This window comes from Serratia sp. Res13-Sevr-LER1-36-b, assembly GCF_015673035.1.
Classification (GTDB): domain Bacteria; phylum Pseudomonadota; class Gammaproteobacteria; order Enterobacterales; family Enterobacteriaceae; genus Chania; species Chania fonticola_C.
In genome coordinates this window covers 139,224-158,376 of sequence record NZ_JADACK010000013.1, presented here as the reverse complement: position 1 = coordinate 158,376, position 19,153 = coordinate 139,224, and the positions used below count along the sequence as shown (strand labels likewise).

Here is a 19,153-nt window from a genome sequence, read left to right as displayed (position 1 = left end):
TAAGCCAGACTGATAACCGGCCGCGCGTAATTAAATTTCAGAAAATACGCCGAATTTGATGTTTTTTTGCTAAAAATAGTGTCAATTGATGATTGGACAGGCACGTGACCAGATAAAACCGGCAGGCTGCGACGGCACGTGAAATTTACTTACAAGATGAAAAATCACGTACTCATCGTGTTCAGGTCGTGGCGAAAAACACCGCGATCGGAGGATGATAAGTATGCAAAGAACTGGGTCAGGGATTATATGAACGAACAATATTCGGCAATGCGAAGTAATGTCAGTATGCTCGGCAAACTGCTAGGCGATACCATTAAAGAAGCGCTGGGCGAGCATATTCTCGATCGCGTTGAAACTATCCGTAAGCTTTCCAAATCTTCACGTGCCGGTAACGAGGCGCATCGTCAGGAGCTGCTCTCCACGCTGCAGAACCTGTCCAACGATGAGCTGCTGCCCGTTGCCCGCGCCTTCAGCCAATTCCTTAATCTGACCAACGTTGCCGAGCAATACCACAGCATCTCGCCACACGGCGAAGCGGCCAGCAACCCGGAAGCCTTGGCGCAGTTGTTTACCAAGCTGAAAGACAACAAGCTGGATAACAAACAGCTGCAAAAGGCGGTGGACGATCTTTCCATCGAGCTGGTCCTGACCGCTCACCCAACGGAAATCACCCGCCGCACCCTGATCCACAAGCTGGTTGAGGTGAACACCTGCCTGAGCCAGCTGGACCATAACGACCTGGCCGACTACGAGCGCAATAAAATCATGCGCCGTCTGCGCCAGCTGGTCGCGCAATCCTGGCATACCGACGAGATCCGCAAGAATCGCCCATCCCCGGTTGATGAAGCCAAATGGGGCTTTGCCGTGGTGGAAAACAGCCTGTGGGAAGGTGTACCGGCCTTCCTGCGCGAGTTCAACGAACAGTTGGAAAACTCCATCGATTACCGCCTACCGGTAGAAGCCGTGCCTATCCGCTTTACCTCCTGGATGGGCGGCGACCGCGACGGCAACCCGAACGTAACTGCTGAAATCACCCGTCACGTGCTGTTGCTGAGCCGCTGGAAGGCCTGCGATCTGTTTACCCGTGATATTCAGGTGCTGGTCTCCGAACTGTCGATGACCGAATGTACTCCTGAGCTGCGCGAACTTGCCGGCGGTGACGAAGTACAAGAACCTTATCGCGAACTGATGAAGCAATTGCGCAGCCAGTTGATGAGCTCCCAGGCCTATCTTGAAGGCCGCCTGAAGGGTGAACGCGTGCTGCGTCCGCACGACCTGCTGGAAAATAACGAGCAGTTGTGGGAACCGCTGTACGCCTGCTACCAATCTTTGGTGGCCTGTGGCATGAGCATTATCGCCAACGGCCAACTGCTGGACACGCTGCGCCGCGTACGCTGCTTTGGCGTGCCGCTGGTGCGTATCGACGTGCGCCAGGAAAGCACCCGCCATACCGAAGCCATTGCCGAACTGACCCGCTATCTGGGCCTGGGGGATTATGAGAGCTGGTCAGAAGCCGACAAACAGGCATTCCTGATCCGTGAGCTGAACTCCAAGCGTCCGCTGGTGCCACTGAAGTGGGAGCCGAGTGCAGACACTCAGGAAGTGCTGGAAACCTGCAAGGTGGTCGCCGAAGCGCCACAAGGTTCGATCGCCGCCTACGTCATTTCCATGGCTCGTACCCCGTCCGACGTCTTGGCCGTGCACCTGTTGTTGAAGGAGACTGGTTGCCCATTCGCGCTACCTGTGGCCCCACTGTTCGAAACCCTCGACGATCTGAACAACGCCGAAGACGTGATGACCCAGTTGCTGAACATCGACTGGTACCGCGGCTTTATTCAGGGCAAACAGATGGTCATGATCGGCTATTCCGACTCGGCAAAAGATGCTGGCGTGATGGCGGCCTCCTGGGCGCAATACCGTGCACAGGACGCCCTGATCAAAACCTGTGAGAAGGCCGGAGTAGCGCTGACGCTGTTCCATGGCCGTGGTGGCTCAATTGGCCGTGGTGGCGCACCTGCGCACGCCGCTCTGCTGTCCCAACCACCAGGCAGCCTGAAAGGTGGCCTGCGCGTGACCGAACAGGGCGAGATGATCCGCTTTAAATTCGGCCTGCCAGAAGTCACCATCAGCAGCCTGGCGCTGTACGCCGGTGCGGTGTTGGAAGCCAACCTGCTGCCACCACCGGAGCCTAAGCCAGAATGGCGCACGCTGATGGATGAACTGTCCGAAACCTCGTGCAACATGTATCGCGGTTACGTGCGTGAAAACCCTGAATTTGTACCTTACTTCCGCGCCGCTACGCCAGAGCAGGAACTGGGGAAACTGCCATTGGGTTCACGCCCGGCCAAACGCCGCCCGAACGGCGGTGTTGAAAGCCTGCGTGCCATTCCGTGGATCTTCGCTTGGACGCAGAACCGCCTGATGCTGCCAGCCTGGCTGGGTGCCGGAGCTGGCCTGCAGGAAGCGGTGAAAGCTGGCAAGCAGGACCAGTTGGAAGCCATGTGCCACAACTGGCCGTTCTTCTCTACCCGTATCGCGATGCTGGAGATGGTATACGCTAAAGCCGACCTGTGGCTGGCGGAATACTACGATCAGCGTCTGGTAGACAAGTCCCTGTGGCCGCTCGGCCAACAGCTGCGTGATCAATTGGCCAGCGATATCAAGGCGGTGCTGACCATTGCCAACGACGACCATCTGATGGAAGACCTGCCGTGGATCGCCGAATCTATCGCGTTGCGCAACGTCTACACCGACCCGCTAAACGTGTTGCAGGCTGAACTGCTGCACCGTTCACGTCAGCAGGAACACCCGGATGCCCGCGTTGAGCAGGCGCTGATGGTCACTATTGCTGGCGTGGCGGCCGGGATGCGCAACACCGGTTAATATTGCTTCATCATTTGCTGCAAGCACCGATGCGATCGGCATCGGTGCTTATTTCCCCCCGGTTATCCCCCGTTCCTAATCTGCGAATTTTGTCCCTGCGGTCACCCATTGCGGGTTATCAATACTATTATTGCTGACTCTCATTCTGAGTCCATGCTCCGTTTGGCCACACCTTTTGTGTTGATTACGCAAAGAATTCCGTCAGGATTACCGGTACTATTCGTTACTGGTGATAGACAAAGACCTTACCTTCTTGAAAATATCTTCACAGAAAGATATTTATCATGAAGATTGATGATGGCAGGGAAAGTAAATGGATGTAGCACTATTAATCAGCTTGGCAGTACTCGTCGTGGCCGGTTACGCCATTGCCAAGAACTACGACACCAAGCTGGTGTTGTTTAGCTCAGGGATCGTACTCATGTTGGCGGCAGCCACCTTGGGCTTGCCGATTTTGAGCGCCGGAACGGGGACGGGAACCGTCTGGTTGGATCCGTTAAAACAAATCGAGCTGGATTTCATCAAGCAGTTTAGCCGGGCGGGCATCATCATCATGGTGCTGTTCGGCTTTTCCGCTTATATGTCGCACATTGGCGCAAACGATGTCGCGGTTAAAATCATGTCAAAACCCATCGCGAAGATCCGCTCCCCCTATATTCTGGTGCCGATCGTATTCTGGATAGGGTCACTGTTGTCGTTGATTATTCCCAGCGCCGCCTCCCTCGCCGTGATTTTAATGGCCACGCTTTACCCCATTCTGCGCGTGGCAAACATGTCCTCACTCAGCGCCGCCGGGGTCATTGCCACCACCGCCACTATCGTGCCTACACCGCTGGGTGGCGATAATGTGGTGGCAGCCAAAATCCTGGGTTTCGAGCACGTGGTGGACTACGTCACCCTGCACCATGCCGTTATCTCACTGCCGGTGCTGGCCATTATCGGCATCGCGCACTATTTCTGGCAAAAGTACATGGATAAACGCCAGGGTGCAGCCGCGTTCACCGACGTCGATGAGAGTAAATTGGCCACCAACAGCCAGCTTCCTCCGGCTTACTACGCCCTGTTCCCACTAATCCCGTTACTCCTGATCGTGGTATTTGGCCTGTTCTTCCGCCAGATCAAAATCGGCCTGGTGGAAATTACCCTGTTCTCGTTTGCCCTGGCCTTTATTGTGGAACTGATCCGCAAGGGCGACCTGCGCGAGCAAATGAAAAACTCGTCGCTGTTCTTTACCGGCATGGGGCAAGGCTTCTCACAGGTAGTGGTGTTGATCGTGGCTGCCAGCACCCTGGTAGCCGGGTTGACCGCCATCGGGGCCATCGGCACCGTGGCCTCGCTGGTTAAAGAGGTCAATAACGCCGGGATCGGCCTGATGTTTATCTTCTCCGGCCTGACCGCGCTGATCACACTGATCAGCGGTAGCGGTAATGCGGTGTTCTACTCCTTTATCGAGCTTATTCCTTCGATAGCCACGCAGGCTCACGTCGATCCGGTGATGATTGCCCTGCCGATGCAACTGACCTCAAACCTTATCCGTGCGATGTCGCCAGTCTCTGCGGTGGTGATCATCGTGGCATCAGTAGTCAAAGTCAGCCCGATTGAGGTGGTCAAAAGAACCTCGGTGCCGTTGCTGGCCGGGTTTATCGCCACCCTGATTTTCACGCTGATCCGCTATTCGTTCTGAGGAGATGCCAATGAGCACTATCGCCAGCTATTTTGACCTTCAGCGCTAACGCCTGATCCATCCTGTATGGGAGATATTATGTCCTCTAGCTCTGCACCTATTGCCATGATCCTGGATACCGATCCCGGTATTGATGACGCCGTCGCGCTGGTTGCCGCGCTGTTTCATCCAAAAATCGACCTGCGCCTGGTGAGTACGGTGGCTGGCAACGTCAGCGTGGATAAAACCACCAACAATGCGCTACGCCTGCTGCATTTCCTGGGTGCATCCACGCCCGTAGCTCGCGGGGCAGCGGCTCCGCTGGTGCGTAAACTGGAGGATGCCAGCCATATTCACGGCAACTCCGGCCTGGATGGGTACGAGTTTGAAGAATCGACACGGCAGATCGTTGGCGGTCATGCCGTTGAAGTGATGCGCGACCTGCTTCTGGCCAGCAAGGAGCCGATAGTCTTGGTGCCGATTGGCCCGTTAACCAACATTGCCCTGTTGCTCACGCTCTACCCGGAATGTAAGCCATCTATCGCGCGGATCGTCATGATGGGAGGCTCCGCCAGCCGTGGCAACCATACGCCAAACGCGGAGTTTAATATCTACGTGGATCCCGAGGCCGCCAGCATGGTGTTTGCCAGCGGTATCCCGATTGTCATGTGCGGGCTGGACGTCACCAACCGGGCTACGCTCACCGCCGAGATGATCGCCAGCTTACCCATGCTGAACCGCACCGGGGCCATGCTGCATAGCCTGTTCCAACACTATCGGGGTGGGAGTATGAGCCGTGGGCTGAAAATGCATGACCTATGCGCTCTGGCCTATCTGGCAAACCCCGAGCTGTTTACCACTCAAGCCTGCCATGTAGCGGTAGAGACGCAAGGTGAGCTGACCAGAGGAACGACCTGCGTCGATCTGGCCAACCGTCTGAAACTGCCAGCCAATGCCGAGGTCTGTCTGGAAATCGATGTTGAAGGATTCCGGCGGTGGTTCCTGGAGATGCTCACGCACCCGGCCGTTCCCTGATGATGGCGCGGTTGCCGCAACGGCAACCGCTATCTATCAGCCAACCACTGCACCAGGACGCACGCCCAGGGTATGGCAGATGGCATAGCTCATTTCCGCACGGTTGAGCGTATAGAAGTGGAAATCTTTGACCCCTTCGCGGCTCAGGATCTTCACCATATCCATAGCGATATTGGCGCCGACCATCTTGCGGGTTTCCGCATCGTCATCCAGCCCGGCAAACATGCTGGTCATCCAGCTTGGCACCCGCACGTTGGTCATGGTGGCAAAGCGCTGGAGCTGTTTGAAGTTGGACACGGGCAGAATGCCCGGCACGATTTCTACGTCGATGCCAGCGGTCACACAGCGGTCACGAAAACGCAGATAGCTTTCTACGTCGAAGAAGAACTGGGTGATGGCACGGTTGGCACCGGCATCGATTTTACGTTTCAGGTTGATCAGGTCTGACTGGGCGCTTTTCGCTTCCGGATGCACTTCCGGGTAGGCCGCGACAGAAATATCAAAGTCGCCGACGTCTTTGAGCAGCGTGACCAGATCGGCCGCATACATTTCCGGCTTGCCACCGCCTGGCGGTAAATCACCGCGCAGCGCGACAATATGGCGGATACCGCTGTTCCAGTAATCGGTAGCGATCTCACGCAGCTGCGCCGGGCTGGCATCAATACAGGTCAGGTGAGGGGCCGCTTCCAGACCAGTACGCTCTTTGATCCCCTTGATGATGCTGTGGGTACGGTCGCGCTCACCCGAGTTGGCACCGTAGGTCACAGAAACAAACTTGGGTTTGAGGCTGCTCAGGCGATCGATCGACTGCCACAAGGTATCTTCCATCTCGCTGGTGCGCGGCGGGAAGAACTCGAACGACACGTTAATCTGGCCGTTTAACTCTGCCAGACTCTGATTCAGCGCTTCCCGCTGGTTTGCGTGATAAAAACTCATACCCTGTCCGCCTCTTATCGATCACTGTTTTGCTTCGTTATAATAAGCGTCTATACGTTTAGACGTCTAGATAGAAAATGCCGGATGTTGCCTGAAGAGTCAACAGGAAAGTGAGGGAGATACGATGATTAATCCTCACGCAAGATGAGAGAATTTCATGTTGAAGGATTGAACGGGGGGCAGCGCAGCGCCACCCCCGAGGTTAAAGCGAGGATTTAAAGCAGTTGTGCCAAGCGATTAAGGTCGGACTGGATGGCTCCAGCAGTCACGTCGCGACCGGCCCCTGGCCCACGGATGACCAGCGGGTTGTCGCGATACCAGCGGCTCTCGATGGCAAACACGTTGTCACAAGGCAGCAGCGAAGCCAGCGGATGTTCTGGCCTCACGGCCTCAACGCCAACGCGCGCTTTGCCATTGGCATCGAAACGCGCCACGTGGCGCAACACCAGGCCCATTTCGTTGGCCGCTTCGAAACGCTGTAGCATTTGCTGATTCAGCGCATCGCCGTTCTCGAAGAACTGATCGATGGAGCCTTGCTCCGCGCCTGCAGGCACCAGCGACTCCACCCGCACCTGGTTAGGTTCAATGTCATAACCCGCCTCACGCGCCAGGATCACCAGCTTACGCATCACGTCTTGTCCAGACAGGTCAACACGCGGATCCGGCTCCGTCAGCCCCTGCTGCCAGGCTTGATCCACCAGCTCGGTGAACGGCACCGTGCCGTCAAACTGCAGAAACAGCCAGGAAAGCGTGCCGGAGAAGATGCCGCTGATCGCCAGGATGCTGTCCCCGCTGTCGCGCAGATCGCGCACGGTATGGTTCACCGGTAGCCCGGCCCCCACGGTGGCGTTATACAGCCAGTGGCGGCCCGTTTTGGCAAACGCATCGCGGATCTGGCGGTAATTGGCGCTGCACGAGGCCCCCGCCAGCTTGTTGGCGCTGATCACATGGAAGCCATAGCTGGCAAAGTCCAGATATTGCTCCGCCAACTCCCCGCTGGCGGTGACGTCGAGCACCACCAGATCGTCGAACGGGTGCGCCCGCATCCACAGGAACAGCGACTCTTCGTCCAGTTCCTGGGCTTCATCCTCAAAGAACGCCAACGCGCGGCTGGCATCCAACCCTTCATAATTGAGCAGGCTGCGACGGCTATCCACCACCCCTGCCAGGCTAAACTCAAAGCCGCTGCGCGCAGAGATATTCTTCTGTTCGCGAGCAAACAGTTCCAGCCAGCGAGAACCAATATTGCCTTTGCCAAACAGCACCAGGCCAATACGCTTTTCCGCGCGGAACAACGTTTGGTGCAGGCCCTGGATCAGCAGACCGGTCGGCCCCTGACGCAGCACTGCCACCAGGCTGATGCCATCCTCGGCCTGCCAGATGAACTCCACCGGCTGGTCCTTTAACTGCTGATAGAAACGATGGCTATGCAGTGGATTCTTGCACACGCCCGCGCCCACCAACGCTACCAGCGCCAACCCTTCACGCAGTTGCAGTTCACCCGGTAATCCGGCCTCCTGCAAAATGCGCAACACGCTGCCCACCACTTCCGAGGTGTAGCACAGTTGGAGCAGGTTACGGTCAGGATGAACCCCTACGGCCAAGGGTTTGATCTGCGCGCGCTTGAGCACCAGATCCAACTCTTTCTGCGCCAGCTTGAAGTCATGCTGCGGCGCAACGCTGAGTTCGATCAGGCAGACATCATCGTGGCTGGTGACAATTTTGGCACCGGTGCCGGAAGCCAGCACGCGCTCGATACGGGTCGACCCCTGCTCAGGCTGATAGCTGCAACGCAGTTGCAGATCGATATCGCTGCCAGACACCGGCTGCAAGGTACGAGTATGCAGCACCGGAGCCGCCAGACGGGCCAGTTCGCTGGCCTCATCCAGACGCAACAGCGGCAATAGACAGGCATCTTTCACTTTGCGCGGATCGGCGCTGTAAACCCCGGCCACGTCGCTCCAGATGGTGACTCGCTCCACACCGGCCAATGCGCCAACCTGCGTGGCGGAATAGTCACTGCCGTTGCGCCCCAACAGCACGGTTTCACCGCTGTCATTACGCGAAATAAAGCCGGTCACTACCAGACGTTTGCCCGGATGTTGTGCCAGCAGTTGCTGCAATAACGGATAGGAACGGCCTTCGTCAACCTGCGGTTGCGCCGCGCGTTCGGCACGCAGGAAATCACGCGCGTCCAGCCATGCCGCCTGCATGTCCTGCTTGTTCAGCACCGCAGCCATCAGGCGGGCTGACCAGATCTCACCGTGCCCCACCACTTCGGCATACACCGCATCATCAACCTTGCCGTCCAGCAGGATCGCCAGGCGTTCAAGATCGTGGATAAATTCGGCAATCAGCGGTTCCGCCGTTTCTACAGGCAACAACCCGCCGATCAGCTCACTGTGATAACGGCGCAGCGTTTGCTGCACCTGATGCGCGGAAAGACGATCGCTCTGGCTGAGCTTCAGCCAGCCGATCAGTTGGTTGGTGGTGCTACCCGCCGCCGACACCACCATCATGTCACCCGGCTGGCTGTATTCGGCCATGATCCCGGCCACCCGCAGATAACACTTCACATCTGCCAGGCTGCTGCCGCCAAATTTGTGCAGTTGACGCCCGCTAACCGGCCCTGCTACCGCAATTGCATTCATGACTTACCTCGTAGCCGCCGCCTGGAAGGCTTGTTCCAGATCGGCAATCAAATCTTCGCTGTCTTCAATCCCCACGGAAACACGCAGCAGGCTTTCGGAAATCCCCGCTGCGGCACGCGCTTCTGGCGCCATACCGGCGTGAGTCATGGTTGCCGCATGTGAGATCAGGCTTTCTACACCACCCAGGGATTCCGCCAGCGTAAACAGCTCCAGAGCAGACAGGAAGCGGCGCAGCAGCGCTTCATCCCCATCCAGTTCAAAGCTGAGCATGGCACCGAACCCACGTTGCTGACGGCACGCAATCTCATGGCCAGGGTTTTCTGGCAAGGAAGGATGATACAGCTTTTTGACCAAGGGTTGCTGCTGTAAATAGCCGACAATCGCCTCGGCATTATGTTGTGCAGCCTTGATACGCGGCGACAGGGTACGCATCCCCCGCAATAACAAATAGCTATCGAATGCCGCGCCGGTGACGCCAATATTGTTGGCCCACCAGGCCAGCTCGACCGCCAGATCTTTATCTTTAGCGATCACCGCGCCCGCGACCACGTCGGAGTGGCCGTTGAGGTATTTGGTACAAGAGTGGACGACCAGATCGGCACCCAGTTCGATCGGCTGTTGCAGCGCCGGGCTGAGGAAGGTGTTGTCCACCACGGTCAGCGCACCAGCTTCGTGGGCCGCTTTACAGATGGCGGCAATATCCACCACGCGTAATAACGGGTTGCTTGGGCTTTCGATCAGCACCAACTTCGGCTTTTGAGCCAACGCATCGCGCAATGCGGCTTCATTCCCCTGATCGACAAACAGCACCCGATACGCCCCGCGTTTGCTCAGGCTATCGAACAGGCGGTAGCTGCCACCGTAGCAATCATGAGGGGCCACCAGCAGATCGCCCGGTTTGAGAAATACCGTGGTCACCAGATGGATCGCCGACATCCCGCTCCCGGTCATCACCGCACCCGCACCTCCTTCCAACTCTGCCAGCGCACGCTGCACGACATCACGCGTAGGGTTACCACGACGTGAGTAATCATGAGCTCGGGGCTGGTTGAAATCGGTGAAGTTATAGGTGCTGGAAAGATGGATCGGCGGGACGACACAGCCGTACTGTTCGTCATCATTCAGACCGCTACGTACGGCAATCGTGGCTGGTTTACGCGTCATAGGGTGGCTCGGCTCTCGGAAAGTGGGGGAATAAGGTCTAAAGATTAACCGCAGTGGATATAGACGTCAATACATCTGGACATCTAAACTTCTTTGCGTATAGATTGAGCAAAGGGACAATACCCGCTAAAATTATGGCGGTTTGTCATGACGATAAGATGTTAGCCCAATAATGCATAGGCATAGCCTATTAAATCATCAGATTCAGTGACCCTTATCGCGTAAAGTAGACATTTATTTAGTGAGCACAGTGAAGATCGGGCATAATTGGCCGGTTTTTAGAATTTTGTATTTTTCAGACAAATTTAAGGTGTCCCATGGCTGAGTGGAACGGCGAGTATGTCAGCCCTTACGCTGAACACGGTAAAAAGAGCGAGCAAGTCAAAAAAATCACGGTATCTATTCCGCTGAAGGTGCTGAAAATCCTGACGGATGAACGGACTCGTCGCCAGGTCAACAACCTGCGCCACGCCACCAACAGCGAACTGCTGTGTGAAGCATTCCTGCACGCCTTTACCGGCCAGCCGCTGCCGAACGATGAAGACCTGCGCAAAGAACGCAGCGATGAAATCCCGGAAGCCGCGAAAGTACTGATGCGAGAATTGGGTGTCGACCCTGATACCTGGGAATATTGATCCTGCCTGTACCGAAGGCAAAAACGAAAAAAGGCGCCCGAAGGCGCCTTTTTCATCTGACGATAAGAAAACTTATTTCTTAACGCCTGGTACGCTGAAACGCTTGTTGAAGCGGTCAACGCGGCCACCGGTAGCAACATCACGCTGCTTGCCAGTGTAGAACGGGTGGCATTCGCCACAAACGTCCAGGTTCAGATCGTGACCCACGGTAGAGCGGATTTTGATCACGTTACCGCAAGAGCAGTTTGCAGTAACTTCTTCGTATTTAGGGTGAATACCTTTTTTCATGGGAGAACCTCAGTTAAGGCCGTGTCGCTATCCAGCCCTGTTCCGCCAGACACCACACGTGGTTGATAATAGGTTTTGATATGGGATTATACCAAAGGCGGCAAATTATACAGAATAAAATGTAGCGCGCAATCGGATCCGTACATTTGCCAGCCTACCGTGTAAACTAGCCAACACTTTTTTCTACCTGGACAGCCACATGCCTGTTGTACACGTTGCTCTACCGGTTCCCCTTGCCCGCACCTTCGATTATCTGCTGCCCGCCGGCCTGCAGCCGGTCATCGGCGCGCGCGTCAGTGTGCCTTGGGGAAAGCAACGGGCGATAGGCATCATCACTGGCAGTAGCGAGAGCAGTGAACTGCCGCTGGAAAAGCTCAAGCCCATCGATAGCCTGCTGGATAACGACTCGCTGTTCACCACCAGCCTGTGGCGCATCCTGCTGTGGGCCAGCGATTACTACCATTACCCGATCGGTGAAGTGTTGTTCCATGCGCTCCCCATTCTGCTGCGTCAGGGTAAACCCGCAGAGGCAGCCCCGCTATGGCAATGGTTTGCTACCGAACAGGGGCGCGCAACCCCGCCGGAAAGCCTGAAGCGTGCGCCAAAGCAGCAACAGGCACTGGCGGCACTGCTGCAACGCCCGGTGTATCGCCATCAGGTCAGCGAACTGGAGCTGACGGAAAGCGCACTCCAGGCGCTGCGAGCCAAAGGCTTGATCGACCTGCGTTCGCAAACGGTGGCAACTCAGGACTGGCGGCCAGGCTTTGCCGTACTCGGTGAACGGCTGCGGCTCAACACCGAACAGGCCACCGCCGTGGGCGCGATCCGCAGTGAAGACGACCAGTTTGCCGCCTGGCTGCTGGCCGGGGTTACCGGATCCGGCAAGACCGAAGTTTATCTCAGCGTACTGGAAAATATCCTGGCGAAAGGTAAGCAGGCACTGGTGTTGGTACCAGAGATCGGCCTCACCCCGCAGACCATCGCTCGCTTTCGCGAACGCTTCAACGCGCCGGTAGAAGTCCTGCACTCCGGCCTGAACGACAGCGAACGGCTGGCCGTTTGGCTACGCGCACGCAGCGGTGAAGCCGCCATTGTGATTGGTACCCGTTCGGCGTTGTTCACCCCCTTCTCGCGCCTTGGGGTGATCATCATCGACGAAGAACACGACAGCTCCTATAAACAGCAGGAAGGCTGGCGCTATCACGCTCGCGATCTGGCGGTGTTCCGCGCTCACGCCGAAAACATCCCGCTGGTGATGGGCTCGGCGACACCGGCGCTGGAAACGCTGCACAACGTGCAGTTAGGCAAATACCGTCAGCTCAAACTGACCCAGCGGGCAGGCAATGCCAAACCGGCCAATCAGCATCTGATCGATTTGAAAGGCCTGCCGCTGAAGGTCGGGCTTTCTCAGCCCCTGCTGAAAAGCATGCAGCACCACTTGAAGAACGGCAACCAAGTGATCCTGTTCCTTAACCGTCGTGGCTATGCCCCCGCGCTGCTGTGCCATGAGTGTGGTTGGATCGCCGAATGCCAACGCTGCGACCATTACTATACGTTCCACCAGCATCAACGCCAGCTACGCTGCCACCACTGCGACAGCCAGCGCCCAGTGCCACATCAGTGCCCACAGTGCGGTACCACCAACCTGGTTTCCGTCGGCGTCGGTACCGAACAGTTGGAGAATGAACTGGCTCCCCTGTTCCCGGAAACCGCCATTACCCGTATCGATCGCGATACCACCAGCCGCAAGGGGTCACTGGAACAACATCTGGCCGATATTCACCGTGGCGGCCCGCGTATCCTGATCGGCACGCAAATGCTGGCCAAAGGCCACCACTTCCCGGATGTCACCCTGGTGGCGTTGCTCGACGTGGACGGCGCGCTATTCTCCGCCGATTTCCGTTCTGCCGAGCGTTTTGCCCAGCTCTATACTCAGGTTTCAGGCCGTGCCGGGCGGGCGGGCAAGCAGGGCGAGGTGCTGCTGCAAACCCATCACCCAGAGCACCCGCTACTGCAAATTCTGCTGCAACAGGGCTACGACGCCTTTGCCAAGCAAACCCTGGCCGAGCGTAACAGCGTCTTCCTGCCGCCCTACACCAGCCACATCATCGTGCGTTCGGAAGATCACGATAATCAGCAGGCACCGCTGTTCTTACAGCAGCTACGCAATCTGTTGGAAGCCAGCCCGCTGAAAGATGACTCTCTGTGGGTAATGGGCCCGGTTCCTGCCCTGCAACCCAAACGCGGCGGTCGCTTCCGCTGGCAACTGTTGTTGCAGCACCCATCCAGAAAACTGTTACAGCACCTGATAAAGAGCACGTTGCCATTGATTGGCACCCTGCCGCAGGCGCGTAAAGTCAAATGGACGTTAGACGTTGATCCCATTGATAGTTGATTAAGAAAAATCTTAACTCCACGGTTAAAAGCAAACGTTTACACCACAATTTGCGAGCGAACACGAAAAAACCTTCCTGCGTCACACTTTTCATGCAAATTAGGTAACAAAAGCGGCCCGTAATCTGTTTAGAATGTCGGTGAAGGCATTTTTTCAGCCAGGCAATGGAATGCTTGAATGTGGATGACGCTAAAAATAACACCACCACCACTGCATGCCAGAATTTGTGAGCAAACTGAAGTAACCGCGTTAGCCGGGTGCTGACGCAAGGAGAAAGGCGTTGGAACACAAGCAAGAATTACCCATGGCGACCATGAAAGACGTTGCCGAAATGGCCGGCGTTTCCACGGCAACCGTGTCGCGTGCGCTGATGAATCCGGAAAAGGTGTCAACGCCAACGCGCCAGAAAGTGGAACAGGCCGTGCTGGCCGTGGGTTACTCCCCTCATGCCCTGACACGCAATATCAAACGCAATGAATCCCGCACTATCCTGGTGATCGTCCCGGACATCTGCGATCCGTTTTTTGCCGACGTGATCCAGGGGATCGAGCAAACGGCAGCGCAGCAGGGTTACCTGGTGCTGATCGGCGACTGTGCGCAGCAGAACCAGCAGGAACGCACCTTCGTTAACCTGATCATCACCAAACAAATCGATGGCATGCTGCTGCTTGGCTCCAACCTGCCTTTCGACGCCAGCAAGGAAGAGCAACGCAACCTGCCGCCGATGGTGATGGCCAACGAGTTTGCACCGGAGTTGGAACTGCCAACGGTGCATATCGACAACCTGACCGCCGCGTTTGAAGCCGTACATTATCTACATCAGCTTGGCCATAAACAGATCGCCTGTATCGCCGGGCCAGAACAGATGCCGCTGAGCCATTATCGGTTGCAAGGCTACATTCAGGCGCTACGCCGTAATGGCATTACCGTCGAAAGCAGCTATATTACCCGGGGTGATTTCACCTACGAAGCTGGTGCACAGGCGTTAGCCTCGCTGATGGCACTGCCGAAACCGCCAACGGCGGTCTTTTGTCACAGCGACGTCATGGCGATCGGCGTATTGTCCCAGGCGAAAAAGCTGGGCTTGCGGGTACCGCAGGATCTGTCGATTGTCGGCTTTGACGATATCAAGCTGGCGCAGTATTGCGATCCGCCGCTGACCACCGTGGCGCAGCCCCGCTTCCAGATTGGCCAGCAGGCAATGTTGCTGCTGCTGGAACAGTTACATGGGCAAACCGTGAACAGCGGTTCCCGGTTACTGGACAGTGAATTGATCATCAGAGGCAGCACCGCGGCCCCTAAACGCTAGTCAAATATTTTTGGGTTAAGTAACATGGCTGACCCAGCGCCGGCCAAACCGGCGTAATGATCATTGTTGTGGTCATTTTGCCAGAACCGCTCCCCGGAGCCTGCCTACACCTACAGGGCAGTAAGCTGATGCAAAATGGCCGATAAAATAGCCAGAGGATAGGTTTTAACCTCATCACGACACAGCGGAATTATAGTGGCACAGAGAGACTATGTAGGCCGCGGGCGCTCAGGAGCAGCGCGGCGCAAGACCCCCAGCCGTAAAAAACGCAGTTCTCCAAAGGTATCCAAAACCGTGGTGGCGCTTGCCGTCGCCATTCTGGTTGTCTTTATCGGTGGTCTTTATTTCATTACCCACAATAAACCGGATGAAACGCCGATGTTGCCTACGCATGGCACACGCCCGGGCAATGGTCTGCCACCGAAGCCGGAAGAGCGTTGGCGTTACATCAAAGAGCTGGAGAACCGCCAGATCGGCGTCAAGACACCTACCGAGCCAACGGCCGGGGGAGAGGTCAATTCCAAAACTCAGTTGACCGACGAACAACGCCAATTGCTGGAGCAGATGCAGGCCGATATGCAGCAGCGCCCAACGCAGCTGTCTGAAGTGCCTTACAACGATCCTTCACAGTTGCGTAACGGTGGGCGGCAACAGCAGGTACAACCGCCGGTACAGCAGCAGATAGCACCACCAGCACAGCAACAGCAGGTCACTCAGCCTCGCAACCCGTTCAACAACGGCGCAGCACCCGTGCAGCAACAACCGGTACAGCAGCACCAACAACAAGTGCAGCAGCCGAAGCCACAGGTACAGCAACCCAAACCCCAGGCCGTGACTCCGCCAGTGCAGACTCGTCAGCCAGAAGTGAAACAAGAAGTAAAAACGGAAGCGGCCAAGCCGGAAACCAAGCCTGAGTCGAAGCAGAAATGGATGGTGCAATGTGGTTCGTTCCGCGCAGCCGATCAGGCCGAGTCGGTTCGGGCACAGTTGGCGTTTGAAGGGGTTGAAAGCCGAGTCACCGCAGGTGGTGGCTGGAATCGCGTGATGCTTGGCCCATACAGCAGCCGCGCCGCCGCAGACAAAACCCTGTCCCGCCTGAAGGGCATGGGCATGTCAAGTTGCATTCCCCTCTCCGTCGGGGGTTGAAAAGCGTCAATCTCCCCCCATCTATAGTCTCAATATGCCTCGTAGTCTCTGCCAACGCAGAGGCTGCGGGGACTTCTTTCCGTCCGCAACGAGGGTCTGCTCGTGACAACAATTGTAAGCGTACGCCGCAACGGCCAGGTAGTGATCGGTGGCGATGGCCAGGCCACACTGGGCAACACGGTAATGAAGGGCAACGTCAAAAAAGTCCGTCGCCTGTATAACGATAAAGTGATTGCCGGTTTCGCCGGGGGTACGGCTGACGCTTTTACCCTGTTCGAACTGTTCGAGCGCAAGCTGGAGATGCACCAGGGCCATCTGGTGAAAGCGGCCGTTGAGCTGGCAAAAGACTGGCGTACCGACCGCATGCTACGCAAGCTGGAAGCCCTGCTGGCGGTAGCCGATGAGACTTCCTCGCTGATCATCACCGGTAACGGTGACGTAATTCAGCCAGAAAATGATTTGATTGCGATCGGCTCCGGTGGCCCTTATGCCCAGTCGGCCGCACGTGCGCTGTTGGAAAATACCGAAATGAGCGCCCGCGAAATCGTGGAGAAATCCCTGACCATCGCCGGCGACATCTGTATTTACACCAACCATTGTCACACCATCGAAGAATTGCCTTCCAAAGCGTAAGGATCGAATACCATGTCTGAAATGACCCCGCGCGAGATCGTCAGCGAACTGGACAGCTACATCATCGGCCAAAACAAAGCCAAACGTGCTGTCGCCATTGCCCTGCGTAACCGCTGGCGCCGGATGCAGCTCAATGAGATGCTGCGTCACGAAGTGACCCCAAAAAATATTCTGATGATCGGCCCAACGGGCGTCGGTAAAACCGAGATCGCCCGTCGTCTGGCTAAACTGGCCAACGCTCCCTTCATCAAGGTAGAAGCCACCAAGTTCACCGAAGTGGGCTATGTGGGTAAGGAAGTAGACTCTATCATCCGCGATCTGACCGATGCCGCCGTGAAAATGGTGCGTCTGCAATCGATCGAGAAAAACCGCACCCGTGCGGAAGAGATGGCAGAAGAACGCATTCTTGACGTGCTGATCCCACCGGCCAAGAACAACTGGGGCCAGGCAGAAGAGCAGAATGAACCTTCTGCCGCTCGCCAGGCATTCCGTAAGAAACTGCGTGAAGGCCAGTTGGACGATAAAGAAATCGAAATCGATCTGGCTTCGGCCCCGATGGGCGTGGAGATCATGGCGCCTCCGGGCATGGAAGAGATGACCAACCAGTTGCAATCGATGTTCCAAAACCTCGGTGGGCAGAAACAGAAACCGCGTAAAGTGAAGATCAAGGAAGCCTTCAAGCTGCTGATCGAAGAAGAAGCGGCCAAGCTGGTCAACCCGGAAGAGCTGAAAGAGCAGGCGGTGGAAGCCGTTGAGCAGCACGGTATCGTGTTTATCGATGAGATCGACAAAATCTGTAAGCGCAGCGGCCAGAGCTCCGGCCCGGACGTGTCCCGCGAGGGCGTCCAACGCGACCTGCTGCCGCTGGTGGAAGGCTGTACAGTATCAACCAAGCACGGCATGGTGAAAACCGATCACATTCTGTTTATCGCCTCCGGCGCGTTCCAGACTGCCAGCCCTTCCGACCTGATCCCGGAACTGCAAGGCCGTCTGCCAATCCGCGTTGAGCTGCAAGCGCTGACCACGGAAGATTTTGAACGTATCCTGACCGAGCCAAGCGCGTCGCTTACCGAGCAGTACAAAGCGTTGATGGCCACCGAAGGCGTCACCATCGATTTCACCGCTGACGGTATCCGCCGCATCGCTGAAGCCGCCTGGCAGGTTAACGAAAGCACCGAAAACATCGGCGCACGTCGTCTGCACACCGTGCTGGAGCGTCTGATGGAAGATATTTCGTACGATGCGAGTGAAATTGGCGGCCAATCCATTACAATTGACGCGGAATACGTGCGCAATCACTTGGATGAACTGGTAGCGGATGAAGATCTGAGTCGTTTTATCCTATAATCGCTCTATCACTGTCCTGTCAGTTATCTTTGTGGGAGGCATTGCCTCCCACATTTATTTTTAACGGACACCGTCTTTTGACTTACTGAAGCGAAATATGAGCTCATCAACCACCACCACCCCGGCCAGAGCCTGGCTGGAAAGTTTACGACCACGAACACTGCCATTGGCCTTTGCCTCCATCGTTGTCGGTTCCGCGATCGCCGCCTGGCAGGGCAGCCTGAAGCCCGGCGTGGCGCTGTTGGCTCTGCTGACCGCAGGTCTGCTGCAGATCCTCTCCAACCTGGCCAACGATTACGGTGATGCGGTAAAAGGCAGCGATAAAGAAGACCGTATCGGTCCGTTGCGCGGCATGCAAAAGGGCATGATCACCCAAAGCCAGATGAAACGGGCCTTGATGCTGACGGTGGTGCTGATCGCCATTTCCGGTTGCTGGCTAATCGCCGTCGCCTGTGAAAAACCCAGCGATGTGGTGGGCTTCCTGGTGCTGGGCGGGCTAGCGATTGTCGCGGCCATTACCTACACCGTGGGCACCAAACCTTACGGTTATCTGGGGCTGGGGGATATTTCGGTATTGGTGTTTTTCGGCTGGCTCAGCGTGGCAGGCACTTACTATCTACAGACTCACACTTTCGATAGCATCGTGATGTTGCCAGCCACCGCCTGTGGCCTGCTCGCGGCGGCGGTGTTGAACATCAATAATCTGCGCGATATCGAAAGTGACCGCGCTAACGGCAAAAATACCCTGGCCGTCCGCCTTGGGCCACAGAATGCGCGCTATTACCACGCAACGCTGCTGATCGCCGCCGTGGTCTGCTTTGCCCTGTTTACCCTGCTTAACCTGCACAGCCTATGGGGCTGGCTGTTTGTGCTGGCCATCCCGTTTCTGTATCGCCACGGTATGCGTGTCTTACGTGACCCTACGGCCGTCGGTATGCGTCCGATGCTGGAACATATGGTCAAGGCCGCCTTGCTCGCCAACGTGCTGTTTGCGATTGGCGTGGTGCTCAGTTAGTTGAGACTTGCGTGGCAGAACGCATCCTGGCACTGATGATTTTGCCAACG

Annotated in this window: 14 protein-coding genes; 10 read left to right on the top strand and 4 right to left on the bottom strand. The window is 56.5% G+C overall.

Translation table 11 applies throughout. The features are described from left to right. Positions 1 to 249: 249 nt before the first annotated feature. The 3 genes from ppc (at position 250) to rihC (ending at position 5,584) form a co-directional block, all read left to right on the top strand. Positions 250 to 2,886 carry a phosphoenolpyruvate carboxylase gene (gene ppc, locus IMQ33_RS08690; protein ID WP_024482863.1) on the top strand — a complete coding sequence of 879 codons (2,637 nt, stop codon included), beginning with the start codon at positions 250 to 252 and terminating at the stop codon, positions 2,884 to 2,886. A gap of 313 nt (positions 2,887 to 3,199) precedes the next feature. Further along, positions 3,200 to 4,570: a C4-dicarboxylate transporter DcuC gene (dcuC, locus tag IMQ33_RS08685; RefSeq protein WP_065683803.1), complete on the top strand. Its 1,371-nt coding sequence runs from the start codon at positions 3,200 to 3,202 to the stop codon at positions 4,568 to 4,570. 78 nt (positions 4,571 to 4,648) lie between these two features. Continuing rightward, the gene (gene rihC, locus IMQ33_RS08680; RefSeq protein WP_196061745.1) at positions 4,649 to 5,584 is read left to right on the top strand and encodes a ribonucleoside hydrolase RihC; all 936 of its coding nucleotides are present in this window, start codon (positions 4,649 to 4,651) and stop codon (positions 5,582 to 5,584) included. A gap of 36 nt (positions 5,585 to 5,620) precedes the next feature. Here the strand turns inward: rihC and metF are convergent, their stop codons facing one another. From metF to metB, 3 genes are all read right to left on the bottom strand, one after another. After that, positions 5,621 to 6,520 carry a methylenetetrahydrofolate reductase gene (gene metF / locus IMQ33_RS08675; protein ID WP_024527913.1) on the bottom strand — a complete coding sequence of 300 codons (900 nt, stop codon included), beginning with the start codon at positions 6,518 to 6,520 and terminating at the stop codon, positions 5,621 to 5,623. Positions 6,521 to 6,735: 215 nt separating this feature from the next. Continuing rightward, positions 6,736 to 9,171, bottom strand: a complete 2,436-nt coding sequence (locus IMQ33_RS08670) for a bifunctional aspartate kinase/homoserine dehydrogenase II (protein ID WP_196061744.1) — start codon at positions 9,169 to 9,171, stop codon at positions 6,736 to 6,738. Positions 9,172 to 9,174: 3 nt separating this feature from the next. After that, complete coding sequence (metB, locus tag IMQ33_RS08665; protein WP_021181896.1) at positions 9,175 to 10,335, bottom strand: cystathionine gamma-synthase; 1,161 nt, start codon at positions 10,333 to 10,335, stop codon at positions 9,175 to 9,177. 317 nt (positions 10,336 to 10,652) lie between these two features. On the opposite strand from metB, the gene metJ reads away from it, so the two are divergent. Continuing rightward, positions 10,653 to 10,970: a met regulon transcriptional regulator MetJ gene (metJ, locus tag IMQ33_RS08660; RefSeq protein ID WP_006317756.1), complete on the top strand. Its 318-nt coding sequence runs from the start codon at positions 10,653 to 10,655 to the stop codon at positions 10,968 to 10,970. Between the two features lie 72 nt (positions 10,971 to 11,042). Here metJ and rpmE read toward each other — a convergent pair whose 3' ends face one another. Next, positions 11,043 to 11,258, bottom strand: coding sequence for a 50S ribosomal protein L31 (gene rpmE, locus IMQ33_RS08655; RefSeq protein ID WP_021181895.1), 216 nt, complete (start codon positions 11,256 to 11,258; stop codon positions 11,043 to 11,045). 199 nt (positions 11,259 to 11,457) lie between these two features. Between rpmE and priA the strand changes: the two genes are divergently transcribed. The 6 genes from priA to IMQ33_RS08625 all read left to right on the top strand — a co-directional run bounded on the left by priA (position 11,458) and on the right by IMQ33_RS08625 (position 19,103). Beyond that, a complete protein-coding gene (priA, locus tag IMQ33_RS08650; protein ID WP_074029941.1) occupies positions 11,458 to 13,653 on the top strand; it encodes a primosomal protein N' in 2,196 nt (731 codons plus the stop codon). 280 nt (positions 13,654 to 13,933) lie between these two features. After that, entirely contained in the window at positions 13,934 to 14,962 is a 1,029-nt protein-coding gene (gene cytR, locus IMQ33_RS08645) for a DNA-binding transcriptional regulator CytR (RefSeq protein WP_024482873.1), read from the top strand. 195 nt (positions 14,963 to 15,157) lie between these two features. Next, positions 15,158 to 16,108, top strand: a complete 951-nt coding sequence (gene ftsN / locus IMQ33_RS08640; protein WP_065683799.1) for a cell division protein FtsN — start codon at positions 15,158 to 15,160, stop codon at positions 16,106 to 16,108. A 102-nt stretch (positions 16,109 to 16,210) separates the two neighbouring features. Further along, on the top strand, positions 16,211 to 16,741 hold the full coding sequence (gene hslV / locus IMQ33_RS08635; protein WP_024527908.1) for an ATP-dependent protease subunit HslV: 531 nt from the start codon (positions 16,211 to 16,213) through the stop codon (positions 16,739 to 16,741). A 12-nt stretch (positions 16,742 to 16,753) separates the two neighbouring features. After that, positions 16,754 to 18,088, top strand: coding sequence for an HslU--HslV peptidase ATPase subunit (gene hslU / locus IMQ33_RS08630; protein ID WP_024482876.1), 1,335 nt, complete (start codon positions 16,754 to 16,756; stop codon positions 18,086 to 18,088). A 97-nt stretch (positions 18,089 to 18,185) separates the two neighbouring features. Next, the gene (locus IMQ33_RS08625; RefSeq protein WP_065683798.1) at positions 18,186 to 19,103 is read left to right on the top strand and encodes a 1,4-dihydroxy-2-naphthoate polyprenyltransferase; all 918 of its coding nucleotides are present in this window, start codon (positions 18,186 to 18,188) and stop codon (positions 19,101 to 19,103) included. The last annotated feature ends 50 nt before the right edge of the window (positions 19,104 to 19,153 follow it).

Coding starts and splice junctions, on each gene's coding strand:
- rihC (WP_196061745.1), top strand. CDS start 4,649: ATGTCCTCTAGCTCTGCACCTATTGCCATGATCCTGGATACCGATCCC.
- metF (WP_024527913.1), bottom strand. CDS start 6,520: ATGAGTTTTTATCACGCAAACCAGCGGGAAGCGCTGAATCAGAGTCTG.
- hslU (WP_024482876.1), top strand. CDS start 16,754: ATGTCTGAAATGACCCCGCGCGAGATCGTCAGCGAACTGGACAGCTAC.
- rpmE (WP_021181895.1), bottom strand. CDS start 11,258: ATGAAAAAAGGTATTCACCCTAAATACGAAGAAGTTACTGCAAACTGC.
- IMQ33_RS08625 (WP_065683798.1), top strand. CDS start 18,186: ATGAGCTCATCAACCACCACCACCCCGGCCAGAGCCTGGCTGGAAAGT.
- IMQ33_RS08670 (WP_196061744.1), bottom strand. CDS start 9,171: ATGAATGCAATTGCGGTAGCAGGGCCGGTTAGCGGGCGTCAACTGCAC.
- dcuC (WP_065683803.1), top strand. CDS start 3,200: ATGGATGTAGCACTATTAATCAGCTTGGCAGTACTCGTCGTGGCCGGT.
- metB (WP_021181896.1), bottom strand. CDS start 10,335: ATGACGCGTAAACCAGCCACGATTGCCGTACGTAGCGGTCTGAATGAT.
- metJ (WP_006317756.1), top strand. CDS start 10,653: ATGGCTGAGTGGAACGGCGAGTATGTCAGCCCTTACGCTGAACACGGT.
- priA (WP_074029941.1), top strand. CDS start 11,458: ATGCCTGTTGTACACGTTGCTCTACCGGTTCCCCTTGCCCGCACCTTC.
- ppc (WP_024482863.1), top strand. CDS start 250: ATGAACGAACAATATTCGGCAATGCGAAGTAATGTCAGTATGCTCGGC.